General features: G+C 70.9%; 14 protein-coding genes. 6 read left to right on the top strand and 8 right to left on the bottom strand.

Annotation, left to right across the window (positions count from 1 at the left end; genetic code table 11):
* Positions 1-91: 91 nt before the first annotated feature.
* The 6 genes from ABTU82_RS05170 (at position 92) to ABTU82_RS05145 (ending at position 6,382) form a co-directional block, all read left to right on the top strand.
* Positions 92-1,216, top strand: a complete 1,125-nt coding sequence (locus ABTU82_RS05170; RefSeq protein WP_407172162.1) for a glycoside hydrolase family 15 protein — start codon at positions 92-94, stop codon at positions 1,214-1,216.
* The gene (locus ABTU82_RS05165) at positions 1,213-3,447 is read left to right on the top strand and encodes a glycoside hydrolase family 31 protein (protein WP_407172160.1); all 2,235 of its coding nucleotides are present in this window, start codon (positions 1,213-1,215) and stop codon (positions 3,445-3,447) included. Before ABTU82_RS05170 ends, ABTU82_RS05165 begins: the two co-directional genes overlap by 4 nt.
* Positions 3,448-3,628: 181 nt before the next feature.
* On the top strand, positions 3,629-4,033 hold the full coding sequence (locus ABTU82_RS05160; RefSeq protein WP_116649011.1) for a YccF domain-containing protein: 405 nt from the start codon (positions 3,629-3,631) through the stop codon (positions 4,031-4,033).
* A 389-nt stretch (positions 4,034-4,422) separates the two neighbouring features.
* Complete coding sequence (locus tag ABTU82_RS05155) at positions 4,423-5,055, top strand: YoaK family protein (RefSeq protein ID WP_407172158.1); 633 nt, start codon at positions 4,423-4,425, stop codon at positions 5,053-5,055.
* 152 nt (positions 5,056-5,207) lie between these two features.
* Positions 5,208-5,651: a hypothetical protein gene (locus ABTU82_RS05150; protein WP_407172156.1), complete on the top strand. Its 444-nt coding sequence runs from the start codon at positions 5,208-5,210 to the stop codon at positions 5,649-5,651.
* Positions 5,652-5,659: 8 nt separating this feature from the next.
* Complete coding sequence (locus ABTU82_RS05145; RefSeq protein ID WP_407172154.1) at positions 5,660-6,382, top strand: hypothetical protein; 723 nt, start codon at positions 5,660-5,662, stop codon at positions 6,380-6,382.
* Between the two features lie 98 nt (positions 6,383-6,480).
* Here ABTU82_RS05145 and ABTU82_RS05140 read toward each other — a convergent pair whose 3' ends face one another.
* The 8 genes from ABTU82_RS05140 to ABTU82_RS05105 are packed head-to-tail and all read right to left on the bottom strand — an operon-like array spanning position 6,481 to position 14,662.
* Positions 6,481-7,122 (bottom strand): bifunctional 4-hydroxy-2-oxoglutarate aldolase/2-dehydro-3-deoxy-phosphogluconate aldolase, encoded by a 642-nt coding sequence (locus tag ABTU82_RS05140; protein ID WP_407172152.1) that lies wholly within the window; start codon positions 7,120-7,122, stop codon positions 6,481-6,483.
* A gap of 44 nt (positions 7,123-7,166) precedes the next feature.
* Positions 7,167-8,111: a phosphotriesterase family protein gene (locus tag ABTU82_RS05135; RefSeq protein WP_407172150.1), complete on the bottom strand. Its 945-nt coding sequence runs from the start codon at positions 8,109-8,111 to the stop codon at positions 7,167-7,169.
* Complete coding sequence (locus ABTU82_RS05130; protein ID WP_407172149.1) at positions 8,108-9,595, bottom strand: xylulokinase; 1,488 nt, start codon at positions 9,593-9,595, stop codon at positions 8,108-8,110. Before ABTU82_RS05130 ends, ABTU82_RS05135 begins: the two co-directional genes overlap by 4 nt.
* Entirely contained in the window at positions 9,592-10,407 is an 816-nt protein-coding gene (locus ABTU82_RS05125; protein ID WP_165818065.1) for a GntR family transcriptional regulator, read from the bottom strand. The genes ABTU82_RS05130 and ABTU82_RS05125 overlap by 4 nt, the downstream gene beginning before the upstream one ends.
* Positions 10,404-11,135, bottom strand: coding sequence for a creatininase family protein (locus ABTU82_RS05120; RefSeq protein ID WP_116649019.1), 732 nt, complete (start codon positions 11,133-11,135; stop codon positions 10,404-10,406). Before ABTU82_RS05120 ends, ABTU82_RS05125 begins: the two co-directional genes overlap by 4 nt.
* Positions 11,132-12,142, bottom strand: a complete 1,011-nt coding sequence (locus ABTU82_RS05115; protein WP_116649020.1) for an ABC transporter permease — start codon at positions 12,140-12,142, stop codon at positions 11,132-11,134. Before ABTU82_RS05115 ends, ABTU82_RS05120 begins: the two co-directional genes overlap by 4 nt.
* On the bottom strand, positions 12,139-13,182 hold the full coding sequence (locus ABTU82_RS05110) for an ABC transporter permease (protein ID WP_407172148.1): 1,044 nt from the start codon (positions 13,180-13,182) through the stop codon (positions 12,139-12,141). The genes ABTU82_RS05115 and ABTU82_RS05110 overlap by 4 nt, the downstream gene beginning before the upstream one ends.
* Positions 13,175-14,662, bottom strand: a complete 1,488-nt coding sequence (locus tag ABTU82_RS05105) for a sugar ABC transporter ATP-binding protein (RefSeq protein ID WP_407172147.1) — start codon at positions 14,660-14,662, stop codon at positions 13,175-13,177. The genes ABTU82_RS05110 and ABTU82_RS05105 overlap by 8 nt, the downstream gene beginning before the upstream one ends.
* Between the last annotated feature and the right edge of the window lie 17 nt (positions 14,663-14,679).

The raw sequence follows: 14,679 nt of genomic DNA, 5'->3' as shown, positions 1-14,679 counted from the left end.
CAGCGACGGGCGCTTCGACAGGCTCAGCGACCGGCTTCTCGGGTCGGCGACCGGCTTCTCTTTCCGCATCCGCTTCACACAGGAACGACACATGACCACCACCCCTCGCGTCGACCTCGACGCGCTTCTCGACCGTTCTCGCGCCGTCATCACGACGCTGCAGCAGCCGAACGGCGCCTACCCGGCGTCGCCGACGTTCTCGGCCTACCGGGGGTACTGCTGGCTGCGCGACGGCGCGTTCATCGCCGACGGCGCATCGGCCGCCGGTGAGGTCGCGTCGGCGTCGGCCTTCTTCGACTGGTGCGCGATGGTCGTCGAGCGTCACGGCTCGCGCATCGGCGAGATCGTAGCGGCTGCCGCCGCGGGTGCTCCGCTGCCCGACGATCGGATGCTGCCGGCCCGCTTCACCTTCGACGGGGCGCTCGGCGACGACGACTGGTGGGACTTCCAGCTCGACGGATACGGCACGTGGCTGTGGGCTGCTGCAGAGCACGCATCGCGGCACGGCGTCGACGTGTGCCGGTGGTCGGCCGCGGCCGCACTGACCGTCGACTACCTGCTGAGCTCGTGGCAGCGCCCCTGCTTCGACTGGTGGGAAGAGCACAGTGAAGAGGTGCACGTCTCGACACTCGGATGCATCGCCGCGGGCCTTGCCGCGGCGGCCGACTCGGGGCTCGTCTCGGGCGACCGGGCGCTGCGCGCTCGCGAGGGCGCCGAGCGGGTGCGTGCCCGTATCGAGCAGTCGGGCGTGGTCGATGGCCACCTGGTCAAGTGGTTCGGATCGGCGGCCGTCGACGCCAGCCTCAGCGCCCTCATCGCGCCGCTCGGCGTGATCGACGCGCACTCCGAGCTGGGTGTCGCGACGCTGCGGGCGGTCTCGGCAGATCTCGAGGTCGACGGGGGAGTGCACCGCTTCCTCGCCGACACCTTCTACGGCGGCGGTCGGTGGCCGCTGCTGTCGTGCTTCCTCGGGCTCGCCTACGCCGCATCGGGTGACCGCGAGTCGGCGCAGCGGCTGCTCGACTGGGCGGCCTCGACCGCGACCGACGAGGGGACCCTCCCCGAACAGGTCGCGGGGCACCTCCTGTCTTCCGCACACCAGCAGGAGTGGATCGACCGGTGGGGGCCGGTCGCGAATCCGCTGCTGTGGAGCCACGCGATGGTGCTGCGCCTCGCCGCCGAGCTCGGCGCGAACCGCGAGGAGGTGGCCGCGTGATCCGGCACCGCCCGTCGGGTTCGGGGCACCCCTACTCAGACGACACCGAGCAGCGCTCGCCGGTGCAGCCGGTCGCCGGTGAACCGCTGCGGATCGGCGCCCGCACCTCTGCCGACGTGGAGGCCGTCACCCTCGAGCTGCGCATCGACGGGGGCGCCGTGCAGGAGGTGCCGCTCGACCGCGTCGCGCGATCGTCGCGCGGGCAGGCCGTCGACGGGGGGCACCTCGCCTCGGCGCAGGCGCGCACGGCCCGATCAGCCGGCGGCTGGGAGGTCGTGCTCGACACGCCCGCCGCGGGCAGCGCGATCGAGTACCGACTCGTCGCGCTCACGGCCGACCGTCCGCAGGCGACCCGGTGGTTCCGCACCCGCGCGGCGGGGTGGCGCCCCGCGTCGAACGACGAGCTGGAGGTCGACGGCTCGGTGGTCGAGGTCGACCCGGCGAGTGTCGCCGTGCTCGACGACGGCGAGCGGATCCACCGCATCCGCTTCTCTCTGCCCCTGCAGCCCGGCGAGCACGTCACCGGTTTCGGCGAACGCTACGACGCGCTCGACCACCGCGGCGAGACGCTCGACTCGGTCGTGTTCGAGCAGTACAAGAGCCAGGGCGAGCACCGGCGCACCTACCTTCCCATGCCGTTCGCGCACGTCATCGGCGGCGAGGGATGGGGATTCCACGTGCGCACATCGCGACGCGTGTGGTTCGACGTCGGGCGCTCGCGCGATGACCGGCTGGCCGTGGAGGCCGAGGTCGACGGTGCGCCAGGGGAGCGCGGCATCCTGAGCCTCGGGCTCTACGCCGGCCCGCCGGCCGCGGTGCTCGAGGCGTTCGTCGCCGAGACCGGGCGCCCCGAGGCCCTCCCCGACTGGATCTTCGGGCTGTGGGCGAGCGGCAACGAGTGGAACACGCAGGCCGAGGTCGAGCGGCAGATGGCGCTGCACCGGGAGCACCGCATTCCCGTGCGCAACGTCGTGATCGAGGCCTGGAGCGACGAGAAGACGTTCACCATCTTCCGCGACGCGGAGTACACCGTGCGTGAAGACGGCGCCCCGATGCGGTTGGGCGACTTCACCTTCCCCGCTGAGGGCGCCTGGCCCGACCCGAAGGGGATGGTCGACGACCTGCACGCGCACGACGTTCGCGTGCACCTCTGGCAGATTCCGCTGATGAAACTGCGCCCGCATCCGACCGGACAGGCCGCCGCCGACGCGCGCGCGGCGATCGAAGCCGGGGTGCTCATCCGCGAGACCGCCCCGGGCGGCGAGCTGCGACCGTACCGCAACCGCGGGTGGTGGTTTCCGCTGTCGCTCATGCCCGATCTGACCGACGAGCGCGCGGCCGAGTGGTGGACCGAGAAGCGGCGCTACCTCGTCGAAGAGGTGGGCATCGACGGGTTCAAGACCGACGGCGGCGAGCACGCGTGGGGAGAAGACCTCGTCTACCTCGACGGGTCGACCGGCGCCGAGTCGAACAACCGCTTCCCCGTGGCGTACGCGGCCGCCTACGGCAAGCTGCTCGCCTCGGCGGGGAAGGCGCCGGTGACGTTCAGCCGCGCCGGCTTCACCGGCTCGGGCGCGCACGGTGCGTTCTGGGCCGGCGACGAGAACTCGACGTGGGACGCCTTCCGGTGGTCGATGCTCGCCGGGCTCTCGGCGAGCTCGTGCGGGATCGTGTACTGGGGGTGGGACATCGCGGGTTTCTCGGGACCGATCCCCGATCCCGAGCTGTACGTGCGCGCGATGGCGGCGAGCGTGTTCGTGCCGATCATGCAGTACCACTCCGAGTTCAACCACCACCGGCTGCCCTCGAACGACCGCACGCCGTGGAACATCGCCGAGCGCTTCGACGACCCCGCCGTGATCGACGAGGTGCGGGCGCTCGTCGAGCTGCGAGAGCGGCTCGTTCCCTACCTCGCGGCCTCCGCCGAGCGGGCGGTCGCCGCATCCGTTCCTCTCATGCGTCCGCTGTACTTCGACCACCCGCTCGACGAGCGCGTGTGGGACAAGCCGGTGCAGTGGATGCTGGGTGACGCGCTGCTCGTCGCGCCCGTGCTCGAGCCGGGTGCCGTCTCGTGGCCGGTGTACCTGCCGGCGGGCGAATGGATCGAGGCCCGCAGCGGGGAGCGCTTTGACGGCGGCCGGGTGGTCGACGTCAAGGTCGCGGAGCGCGCGAGCGTGCCGGTGTTCGTGGCGTCGGAGCACTGGGAGGCGATGCGCGAGCTGTTCTCGTAGGTGCGGGCGTGGCGTCGGTGGGCGGCGTCGCGTTGCGACCGTCGGAGAATCGCACGCAGGTCGGAGGAATGTCGGCGAAAGCTCCGACGGCGGTGTGATTCTCCGACGGCGGGGAGTGGGACGAGGGCGAAGTGTGATGCAAGCCCTCTCGCGCGGGGGCGCGAGGGGGCATGATCGAAGAATGCGCACCATACTCAACGTCCTCTGGCTCGTGCTGTCGGGGTTCTGGCTGTTCCTCGGATACGTCGTCGCCGGCGTCATCCTGTGCGTGCTGATCGTGACGATCCCCTGGGGGATCGCGTCGTTCCGCATCGCGGGCTACGTGCTGTGGCCCTTCGGGCGCGACGTGATCGACAAGCCGAGGTCGGGAGTCTTCTCGGCGATCGGCAACGTGATCTGGGTGATCCTCGCCGGATGGTGGCTCGCGCTCGGGCACATCCTCTCGGGTCTGGCGCTGTGCATCACGATCATCGGCATCCCGCTGGGCATCGCGAACTTCAAGCTGGTCTCGGTCTCGCTCATGCCGTTGGGCAAGCAGATCGTCGATTCGCGCCGCGGCGAGTTCGACCAGGCGATCAAGCGGTAGAGCGGGAAGCGCCGGGCGCTTCGACAGGCTCAGCGACCGGCTGGGCGGCTCGCGCCGGCTGGGCGGGCTCGGCGGTCGGCTGGGCGGGCTCGGCGGTCGGCTGGGTGGGCTCGGCGGTCGGCTGGGTGGGCTCGGCGACCGGCTGGGCGGCTGGCGCCGGCTGGGCGGGGTCGGCGGCAGGCTGGGCTGCTGGGCGGGCTCAGCGCCGGGCGCTTCGACAAGCTCAGCGACCGGCTGGGCGGGGTCGGCGGCAGGCGCTTCGACAGGCTCAGCGACCGGCTGGGTGGGCTCAGCGACCGGCTGGGCGGCTGGCGCCGGCTGGGCGGCAGGATTGGTGGGCTCGGCGAACGGGCGGAGCGGCTAGCGTCACAGCTGAGGGGTGGTGGGAGATGGTCCATACGCTGACGAAGCGGCGGCTCGCGTTCGCCGCCGGACTCGCCGTGCTCGCGGGCTACGTCGACGGTTTCGGCTTCGTCTTCCTCGGCGGGTACTTCGTGTCGTTCATGAGCGGCAACACCACCCGCGCCGGCGTCTCGCTCGCCGAGATCGATCTGTCGGGCGCGGCGGTGGCGGGGCTCTTCATCGCCGCGTTCGTCGTCGGCGCCGCCGCCGGAACCGCGATCGCCGCGCGTCGTGCGGGGGGTACCGTGCTGTGGCTCATCGCCGTCGCTCTGGCCGCAGCATCCGTCATCGCGACGTGGCAGCTGACCGTGGCGACCGGCAGTGTGCTCGCGCTCGCGATGGGAGCGTCGAACACGGTGCTGTCGGAGCGCGGCAGGGTCTCGTTCGGCGTCACCTATATGACCGGCGCGCTCGTGAAGGTCGGCGAGCACCTGGCGTTCGCCCTGGGCGGGGGAGTCCGGTGGGGATGGGTGCCCTACCTCGTGCTGTGGAGCGCGATGCTCGCGGGAGCAGTCGGGGGAGCCGTGGGCTACGCGCTGGTCGGCTCCGCCTCGCTGTGGGCGGCGTCGTTCGGCGCGGCCGCGCTCGCCGTGGCGATGAGGGTGTTCTCGCGGCGCTGACGTTTCACGGCACGGCCCGGAAGACGGCGACGAGATTCCCGCCGCGCCCAGCGGTGAGTTCAACGACGTGCCGGGTGTCAAGCCCCGGGGGTGAAGTGGCTCGGCTGAGGTGCGTCGGTAGGGTCGAAACGTCCGCATTTGAGGAGAAATTCATGCGTTTGCGTCCTGTCAGCCTTATCGTCACCGCGGGTGCCGCCCTGTCTCTGCTGGTCGGCTGCTCAGCCGCCGAGGTCGAAGTCTCGCCGGTCACCCCCGCCGCCGAAGAGTCGCAAACATCCGCTTCGAACACCTTCTGCGCCGACTACTCCGACGTCGGCGGCACGCTGGCGACACCCAGCAACTTCCAGCTCGGGCTGCCCGCCGAGCAGACGATCGCCGACCTGAGCGAGCGCATCGCGGTGTTCGACGCGGTCACCGCGCCCGACGAGATCGCGACCGAGTGGCAGACCACGCGCGACCTCTACGTCGAGAGCGTCGAGATCGCCGAGCAGACCACCCCGAGCGAGCCCGTCATGGACTCGCGGGTGGTCGAGATCGTCGGCGAGCTCGACGAGCCCACAGGCGTCATCCGCGACTACCTCGACGCGGAATGCTGAGGCGCGCGGTGACGACTCGCCGTCGTTCCGCTCGATCCACCGTCGTCGGCCTGGCGCTCACCGGTGTGCTGGGCCTCGCGCTCGCCGGCTGTGCCGGGGGAGAGACGCTCGCGACACCGGATGCTGGCGCATCCGCCACCTCCGACGCCTCGGCCACGAGCGAGACCGCCGCTACGGCCGAGCACCTCTCGTCGGACGAGCTGACCGCTCTGTTCGACACGCTGCAGTTTCCGCCCGGAGAGTATGCGACCAGCGCCGAGCTGCTGAGCTCGATCTACCCGGGTCTGACGGTTTCCGACCCCTCGTGCCTCGCGCCGTTCGGCGCCGGATGGGAGTCGGCGGCGACCGCAGACGACGCCGCGGCAGAGATGGCGACCAGCAACGACCGTTCGATGACCGCGGTGGTCGTCAGCTCGGCCGACCCCGAGCAGGCCCAGACCCTGTTCGCCGACGCCGAAGAAGCGCTCGCGACGTGCGCCGACGGCAGCCAGTCGTTCGAGCTGTCGGGACTCCCCATCGACCTGCAGCTCGAGACCATCCCCGCGACCGTGACCGACACCGATGAGTCGGTCTCGTGGCGGGCGACCGGCGAGGTCGCCGGCGCTCCCTTCACGCTCGTCGGCATCACCGCCGTGCACGAAGGCACGGCGATCGCGCTCGTCGGATGGGATCCCGAGACCAGCGCGGACTACGTGCCCACCGCGACCCAGATGTTCATCGACGGGTTCTGAGCGGACGCTTCGACAGGCTCAGCGACCTGCGCCGCCGGGAGAATCGGCGGGCCCAGCGATCGGATGCTTCGACAGGCTCAGCGACCTGAGGCGACCGGTCAGGCGCGGGCAGTGCGCAGGGCCTGCAGGAAGTGGCGAGCGTTCGCCCGGATCGTCTCGGCGTCGCCGTCGCGCACCGCGGCGGCGGGCAGCAGCTCGCTTCCTGCGCCGACGGCCACGGCGCCGGCGGCGAGCCAGTCACCCAGGTTCTCAGCGTTCACGCCCCCGGTGGGAATGTAGGTGACATCGGGGAACGGGCCGCGCAGCGCCTTGAGCGCCGCCGGTCCGCCGATGCTGCCCGGGAAGAACTTCACCACGTCGACGCCGATCCGGCGAAGGCGCTGCACCTCGGTGGGGGTGTAGCCGCCGATCATCGACAGGGCCCCCGACGCCATGATGGCGGGGGTCACCTCGTCGTCGAACCCGGGCGATACGAGGAAGACCGCCCCGGCGGAGCGTGCTTCCTCGACCTGCGCGACCGTGGTCAGCGTTCCGGCACCGAGCAGTACGCGATCGCCGAACCGTTCGGCGACGCCGGCGATGACCGCCCCCGCATCCGGCGTCGTGTACGTGACTTCGATGGCGACGAGGCCCTCCTCGACCAGGGCATCGACGGCGCGGTAGGCCGCGTCGGCACTGGGGGCGCGCAGGGTCGCGATGACACCGGCGTCGGAGATGGCGGGCAGGGAGGCGTGAGGCATGACGGTTCCGTTCGAGGTGGTGCGGGTGCGGGCGGGAGCGCGGCTCAGTAGGGCTCGCCGAAGGTGAAGTAGCGCTTCGGGTTCTCGACGAAGAACAGGCGCACCAGTTCGTCGATGTCGGCCTGCGAGTAGTGGCGCTGGGCGAGCTCGTCGCGGAAGCGGGGCAGCCACGCGCCGGCGATGTAGTGCAGGCCCGGGCCCCCGGTGTAGGCGGTGAGGTCGGTGCGACGTGCGAGATCGCCACCGATGAGGATGCGGTCGGCGTACCCGGCTTCGACCACGTCGAGGATCACGTGGATGCGCGTGCTCTCGGGGAAGTACTTGATCTTCGCGAACCCGTCGTAGCAGAGGTAGGTGCCGCGCTTCGCGATCTGCTTGTGCACGTACGGGTCGGGGTTGCGCATCAGGTGCACGATGCCGACCCGGTTGAGGTCGACGCCCTCCTCCTCGAGCATGTCGAGCTGGGTGATCGCCATCGTTCCCGTCTCGGTGTGACCGTGCAGCACGGCACCGGTCTGGCGGTGGGCGCGCGCGGCCGCGCGCAGCACGCGGTCTTCGGCGGGGGTGACCCGGTTGTAGCTCGTGCCGTACTTGATGGCGCCGGCGCGCACGGTCGTGCCGTTCATTCCGGTGGTGACGTCGGCGACGATCTGCGCCTGGAGCTGCTCGATCGAGTGGTCGGCGAGCAGGTCGTCGAACCACTCGCCCTTGTTGAACCCGCCGCACGCGATGATCTGCAGTCCGGTCTCCTCCGAGATGCGACGCAAGTCTTCGGGCTGACGCGAGTAGTCCCACGCCGATGCCTCGTACAGGCTCCTCACTCCGACGTCGAGGGCCGCCTGGGCCTCGACCTTCGCCATCGCGGGGTCGAGGATGACGAGATCTTCGTCGACCCGCTTGTGCACGGGAGGTGCGCCGAGCAGGTGCTCGTGCGAATAGGTGAAGCCGAGGTCGTCGGAGTGGATGTCTCCGGTGACGGTGCGGATCATGATGCTGCTTTCTGTGACGGGGGATCGGGGGTGTGGGGCTGCCGCTCGAGCTCGAGGAGCGAGCGGCGCACGATGCGGAATCGGTCGCGGCGTCGACGCCACGCGTCGGCGAAGGCGGGCCGGGGGAGCACCGCGTGCTCGGCGCGGGGCGAGTGCACCCGGTGGCCGACGGCGGCCCACCCGAGCTGGGCGGCGCCCACCGCGGCCAGGTCGGCCTGGGCGACGACGCGCACCGGAAGACCGGTGACGTCGGCGATGATCTGCGGCCACGCGGCGACGTTCGTCCCCCCGCCGCACGCGGTGATGTGCCGGTACGGGGTGGCGCGGTCGCGCTCGAGCCTGTCGATCAGATCGGCCAGGTCGAAGGCGATCGCCTCGAGCGCCGCCGACACCATGCGCGGTGCGCTCGTCGTCGGTGTGAGGCCGATGAGCGCCCCGGTGGCGCGCTCATCGAAATCGGGGCTGCCCGTGCCGGCGAGGTAGGGCAGGAAACACAGAGGATCGTCGGGGTCGGGATCAGACGGTGCCTGCGCGATCGCTGTGGCGCCGACGGTGGCTCGCAGCCAGTTCAGCGCGAGCCCGCCGGTCAGGAGCGAAGCCAGCGCGAAGCGCGTGCCGTCGACGGCTGGATGCTGCGTGAAGGCGCCGTCGGCGAAACCCGAACCCGAGGCCGGATCGATGGCGGCCATCATCACGGCGGACGTGCCGAGTGCCACGGCCACCTCGTCGCCGTCGATGCCGCCCAGCCCCTCGAGCGTCGCGGCGACATCACCCGCGCCGATCGCGACGGGCACCCCGAGCGGCACGCCGAACGCGGCCGCCGCGCCCTCGTGCACGGTGCCGGCCGTCGACGAGCTCGACAGCACGGCGGGGAAGAGGTGGCGGGGAAGCCCCACGGCGGCGATCAGGTCGTCGTCCCACTGGCCGTCCGGGCGCAGGAGCAAGGCGTTCCACGCATCGGTCAAGTCGGTGGCGATGTCGCCGGTGAGTGTGGCGCGCAGGTAGTCCTTCGCCGAAAGATAGGCGCGGGCATGTGCGAGCGTCTCGGGGTAGCGCGACTGCCACCACAGCAGGCTCGAGAGCGAGAACACGGCACTCGGCAGATTGCCCGACTGGCGCAGCATCCGCGCCGTGATGTCGTCGTCGAGGGCGCGCAGCTCGTCGGCACCGCGGCGGTCGGCGAGCAGCAGCGCGGGCACCACCGGATCGAGGGCGCCGTCGACCAGGACGACGGCGCTCATGTTGCCGCTCAACCCGATCGCCGAGACCCGACCGAGGTCGATCGATGCGCCGAGCTCGGCCACCGCCCGCCGGGCCGAGGCGATCCACACGGCCGGATCGACCTGCACGCCGTCCGAGACGGGGTCGATGCCGTGGTGGGCGCTCGCCACCGCGACGACGGTTCCCTCGGCGTCGAGAAGCAGCGCTTTCGTGCTGGTCGTGCCGAGGTCGATGCCCAGACTGAGCGCGGTCGTCGCGCTCACGGAGCCTCGGCGATCTGCGCGAGACTGCGGTGGCTGTGGGCGTCGATATGCAGCGACACCGCGAAGATCTCGCCCCGCACGTACGAGATGGAGTACTCCACCGCGCGCTGGTCGTGCAGGTACGCGGTGCGGGACACCCGCATGACGGGAGTGTGGCGCGGGACGGCGAGGAGCGTCGCGGTCTCGGTGAGGGCGGATGCGGCGGTCCACTGCTCGTCGGCCGAGCACGGGCGACCGGGCGAGCCCTCGATCTTCTCGAGCTGCTCGTAGAGCGACCCCTGCTCGATCGCCGAGCGGGTGAGCGTCGGCACGAGCGCGCAGGGGAGCCAGGAGGTGAGGTGCACGACGGGATCGCCGTCGCTGACGATGAGGCGCTCGACGCGCCACACGTCGTCGCCGGCGATGAGTCCGAGGGTCGCGGCGACCTCGCTCGGCGCACCGACGACCTCGAGCGTGATGACCTGCTCGCGGGTCTGGCGGCCCGCGGCGCGCAGGTCTTCGCTGAAGGACGGGAGGATTCCTGCCCGGTTCGACCGGATGGCTCGGCTCGAATCGGCCACGAACGTGCCCCGGCCCTGACGGCGGATGACGAGCCCGCGCTGCTCGAGGTCGCGGAGGGCCTGGGTGGCGGTCGCCCGACTCACCGACAGCCGCTGCACGATCTCGAACTCCGACGGCAACCGCACGCCCGGACGCTGATCGAGGATGACGGCCGCCAGCTGGTCGGCGATCTGACGGTAGCGACTCACGTGGGAGTCGGTGTCGAGGTCGCGCAGCACATCGGCGCCCAGCGCCTCTTCGTCGTCTCTCACTTCTGCGCCTCTTTCCATGCCGTGATCAGGCGCACGGCTGTCGCCACCACGTGGTCGACGATGCGCCGACCCTTCTCTGCGGTCGCGGCCGTCGCGTCGCCGAACACGCCGCTCTCGCTGATGGTGTCCCACCGCACCGGCGCGACGTCGAAATGCGCCGGGTAGTCGGGGTATTCGCTGACCGCGTCATCCATGCGCACCACATCGTCGCGCAGCGCCAGCATGATCGAGGTCTCGAGTTCGTCGGCGTGCATGATGGCGGGGTGGCTTCGCGGGCTCTCGGCCACCGCGGCGGCTACCTCGGCCAACCCCGGGTAGGTCAGCGCGATCGCGGGCAGGCCACCGCGCTCCTCGAGGGCGCGCGTCGCGGCCTTCATCGCGGCCGCGTTGCCCAGGTGCGCCGAGAACAGCACGAGCCCGCGCACGCCGTTGCGGGCAAGCCCCTCGGCCAGGTCGACGATGAGCGAGACGAGCGTGCCGTCGCTGATCGAGAGGCTGCCGTCGAAATGCTCGAGCGACCACACCTGGCCGTAGGGCAGCACGGGCAATTCGATCAGGCCGGCCTCATCGGCGAGCCGCGCGGAGAACGCCTCGGCAGCGAACGCGTCGGTGCCCAGCGGCAGGTGCGGACCGTGCTCTTCGACCGCCCCGAGGCACAGCAGCGCCCACGGCTGCTTCTCGACAGCGCCTGCCACCTCGGGCCAGGTGAGGTCGGCCCAGCGGGTCATCGCGCACCTCGCCGAGCCGACAGGCGCCCGTTGATCAGCAGCATCCCGATCAGCACACCCCCGTTGACGATGAACTGCACGGGGGAGGGGATGTTGAACGAGTTGAGAACCGTGGTGAGGAAGGCCAGCGCCGCGACGCCGGCGAAGGTGCCGACCATGCCACCGGTGCCACCGGCGAGGGCCGCCCCGCCGATGACCGCGGCGACGACGGAGTTCAGCGCGTAGCTGTCACCGGCGGTGAGAGACGGCGACCCCGAGTAGGCGATCAGCAGGATGCCGGCCATCGCCGCAAGGGTTCCCGAGGCGGTATACGCGACGAGGGTGTGGCGCCGCACCGGCACGCCCGACAACCACGACGCGCGGGGGTTCGCCCCGACGGCCTTGAAGCGCCGGCCGGCCACGGTGCCCGTGAGGATGAGTCCGACGATCACGAGCAGCACGATCCAGATGACGAGCGAGGCCGAGAAGGGGGTGCCGAAGAGGCGCCCGTCGGCCAGCACGCGCAGCTCGTCGGGAACGATGCCGCGCGGCTGACCGCGGGTGACCAGGGCATTCACGCCGCCGATGATCGTCGCCGTCGCCAGCGTGCCGAGGAGCGGGGGGATGCGGGTGAAGGCGAGCAGCACGCCGTTGACGAGACCGATCGCGGCACCCATGAGCATGACCAGCGGCACGGTCGTCGCGAGGCTCGCGCCGGGAGCGGCGGAGAGCACGGCGGTCAGGATCGCGGCGGAGTTCATGACCGGGCCGACCGAGAGATCGAGACCCCGGTTGATGATGACGATGGTCTGCGCGATGGCGACGACGCCCAGCGGCGCGGCGTTGGAGAGGATGCGCAGCAGGCGGTCGGGGTTGAACCCGTCGGACGTGCTGACGCCCAGCAGGATCAGGCACGCGAACGTGAGCCCGTAAGCGACCCACAGCGAGGTGGGAATGCGCCCGAGCGCCGAGCCGAACCCCGAACGGGGCCGGTCGGTGCGAAGCGGTGGCGAATCGAGGGCGGTCATCGCGCGGGCTCCGATCGGGTCTGGGCGGGTGCAGCATCCTTGTCTTTCGGCCTCAACCGCCACGGGATCTTCAGCCCCCGATCGGCGAGGCCGTACACGCCCATCGCGGCGATGAGCAGAACGCCCTTGAAGATGGTCTGGTAGTACGTGTCGGTGCCGGTCAACGTGATCACCTGACCCACCACGGCGATGATGACCGCGGCGGGGAGGATGCTGAGGAGCGAGCCGATGCCGCCGGTGATGACGATACCCGCGACGAGTACCGTGGCGATCGAATCGATCACCGAACTGGCACCGACGAGCGCATCGGCCGTGTACGTGCGCGAGGCGATTGCCATGCCGCCGAGGGAGGCGAAGACCCCCGACAGGCCGTACACGAGCAACGCCGATCGGCGCACCGGGAAGCCCAGGCGCGTCGCGATGCGCTGGTCGTATCCCACGGCCTGCACGTAGCGGCCGGCGCGGCTCTGACCCATCCACGCCCAAGCGACGATGAGCACGACGAGCGCGATGAGCGCGAACAGGGGGACCGCACCGAGGCTCGTTCCGAGCACGGTCAGGAGGGGAAGAGGGATGCCGGCGCCCGGGGTCGACTGCAGAAGCAGGGCGAAACCCTGCACCACGCCGGATGCGGCGAACGTCATCAGCAGCGGATTGATGCCCGCGATGACTCCGGAACCGTTCGCGAGACCGACGACGAGGCCGGCGATCAGCACGAGCGGGACGGCGAGGGCGGCCCCACCGGGAAGCACCGGGCTCAGCGAGAGCACCACGGTGGCGAGTCCGGCGATGGCTCCGACGCTGAGGTCGATGCCACCCCACATGACGACGATGCCCTGACCCACCGCGATCAGCACGATCGGGGCCAGCGACGCCAGCAGCGAGTTGACGCTGACGGTGCTGCGGAAGGCGGGGAGGGCGATCGAGGCGATGACGATCACGGCGAGGGCGAGGATCCACAGGAACTTCGCGCGCGACAGCGCACGCAGCGACGTGGTCGAGAGGGCCTGCGGGCGGAAGGCTCTGGTGGTGCTAGACAACGGCGGTTCCTCCGGTGGCGAGGTGCATGACGGCGGTCTCGGTGGCGGTGCGGGAATCGAGGCGACCGGTGATGCGGCCGGAGTACATGACGTACACCTCGTCGCTGAGCCCGAGGATCTCTTGCAGGTCGGTCGAGACGAGCAGCACGGCCACGCCCCGCTCGGTGAGTTCGCGGATGCTCTGGTAGATCTGGGCGCGCGAGCCGACGTCGACGCCGCGCGTGGGGTCGTTGAGCACGAGGACCTCGAGGCCGTCGTCGACGAGCCAGCGGCCGATGAGCACCTTCTGCTGGTTGCCGCCCGACAGCTCGACGATCGGCTGGGTGAGCGCGGCGTGCTTGACCGCGAGGTGAGAGACAACGCGCTGCACGACCTGGCGAGCGCGGCGCGGGCTGACGATGCCGGAGGGGAAGAGTCGGGGCATGGCCGCGAGGAGGGCGTTGGCCGAGATGGACTGGTCGAGCAGCAGTCCGTCGAGGCGGCGGTCGGGGGCGACGTAGCCGATGCCGGAGCGCACCGCCTGACGCGGGGAGCGCAGACGCACCGGGCGTCCGGCGCGGCGGAGCGTTCCGCTCGTGGGCGTGCGGACGCCCGCGACCACCTCGGCGACCTCCGACTGGCCGTGACCTTCGAGTCCGGCGATCGCGGTGATCGACCCCGCGGTGACGCGGAGGTCGACGGAGGAGAGGCTTCCGTCGAGCGAGACGTCGACCAGTTCGACGGCCGCCGGCCCCGCAGCATCCTTCTCGTCACCGCGTGCGTCGCGCGGCGGGTACAGGTCGCTCGCCTCGCGGCCGACCATCGACGCGACCAGCTGATCACGGGTGCGCTCGGCCAGGGGGCCTTCGTCGACCTGTCGGCCGTCGCGCATGACGAGCACGCGATCGCAGAGCTCGAACAGTTCGTCCATGCGGTGCGAGACGAACACGACGGCAGACCCCGCGGCACTCAGCCGCCGTACGGCGGCGAAGAGCAGCTCGACCTGCGGATTCTCGAGCGACGAGGTCGGTTCGTCGAGGATGAGGAGCGTCGGCGTCACCGCGATGGCCTTGGCGACCTCGAGCAGCTGGCGCTGCCCCACGGTGAGATCGCCGACCGTCGCGTCCACGTCGATGTCGACGCCGAGGCCCGCGAGGGTGGAGCGGGCGAAGTCGCGCTTCGCCCGCTCCGACCGGTGGGTGGTGTCACCGTCGCCGAGGGACAGGTTCTCGGCGACGGTGAGGTTGGCGAACAGGCTCAGCTCCTGATGCACCATCGACACCGCGCGGCCCCCCTCGGGAGGGTCGGCGATGGTGATCGATCCGGTGTCGGGGGAGAGCAGGCCCGAGAGCATGTTCATGAGGGTGGACTTGCCGGCGCCGTTCTCGCCGACGAGGGCGAGGATCTCCCCGCGGTTCAGCGTCACGTCGACATCGACCACGGCGCGGGTCGCGCCGAACGACTTCGACACGTGTTGGCACGTCAGGGCGGGCTGAGACACGGGGGAGTTCCTCGTTT

This window comes from Microbacterium deferens, assembly GCF_045517775.1.
Classification (GTDB): Bacteria; Actinomycetota; Actinomycetes; order Actinomycetales; family Microbacteriaceae; genus Microbacterium.
This window is presented reverse-complemented; position numbering and strand designations above follow the sequence as displayed.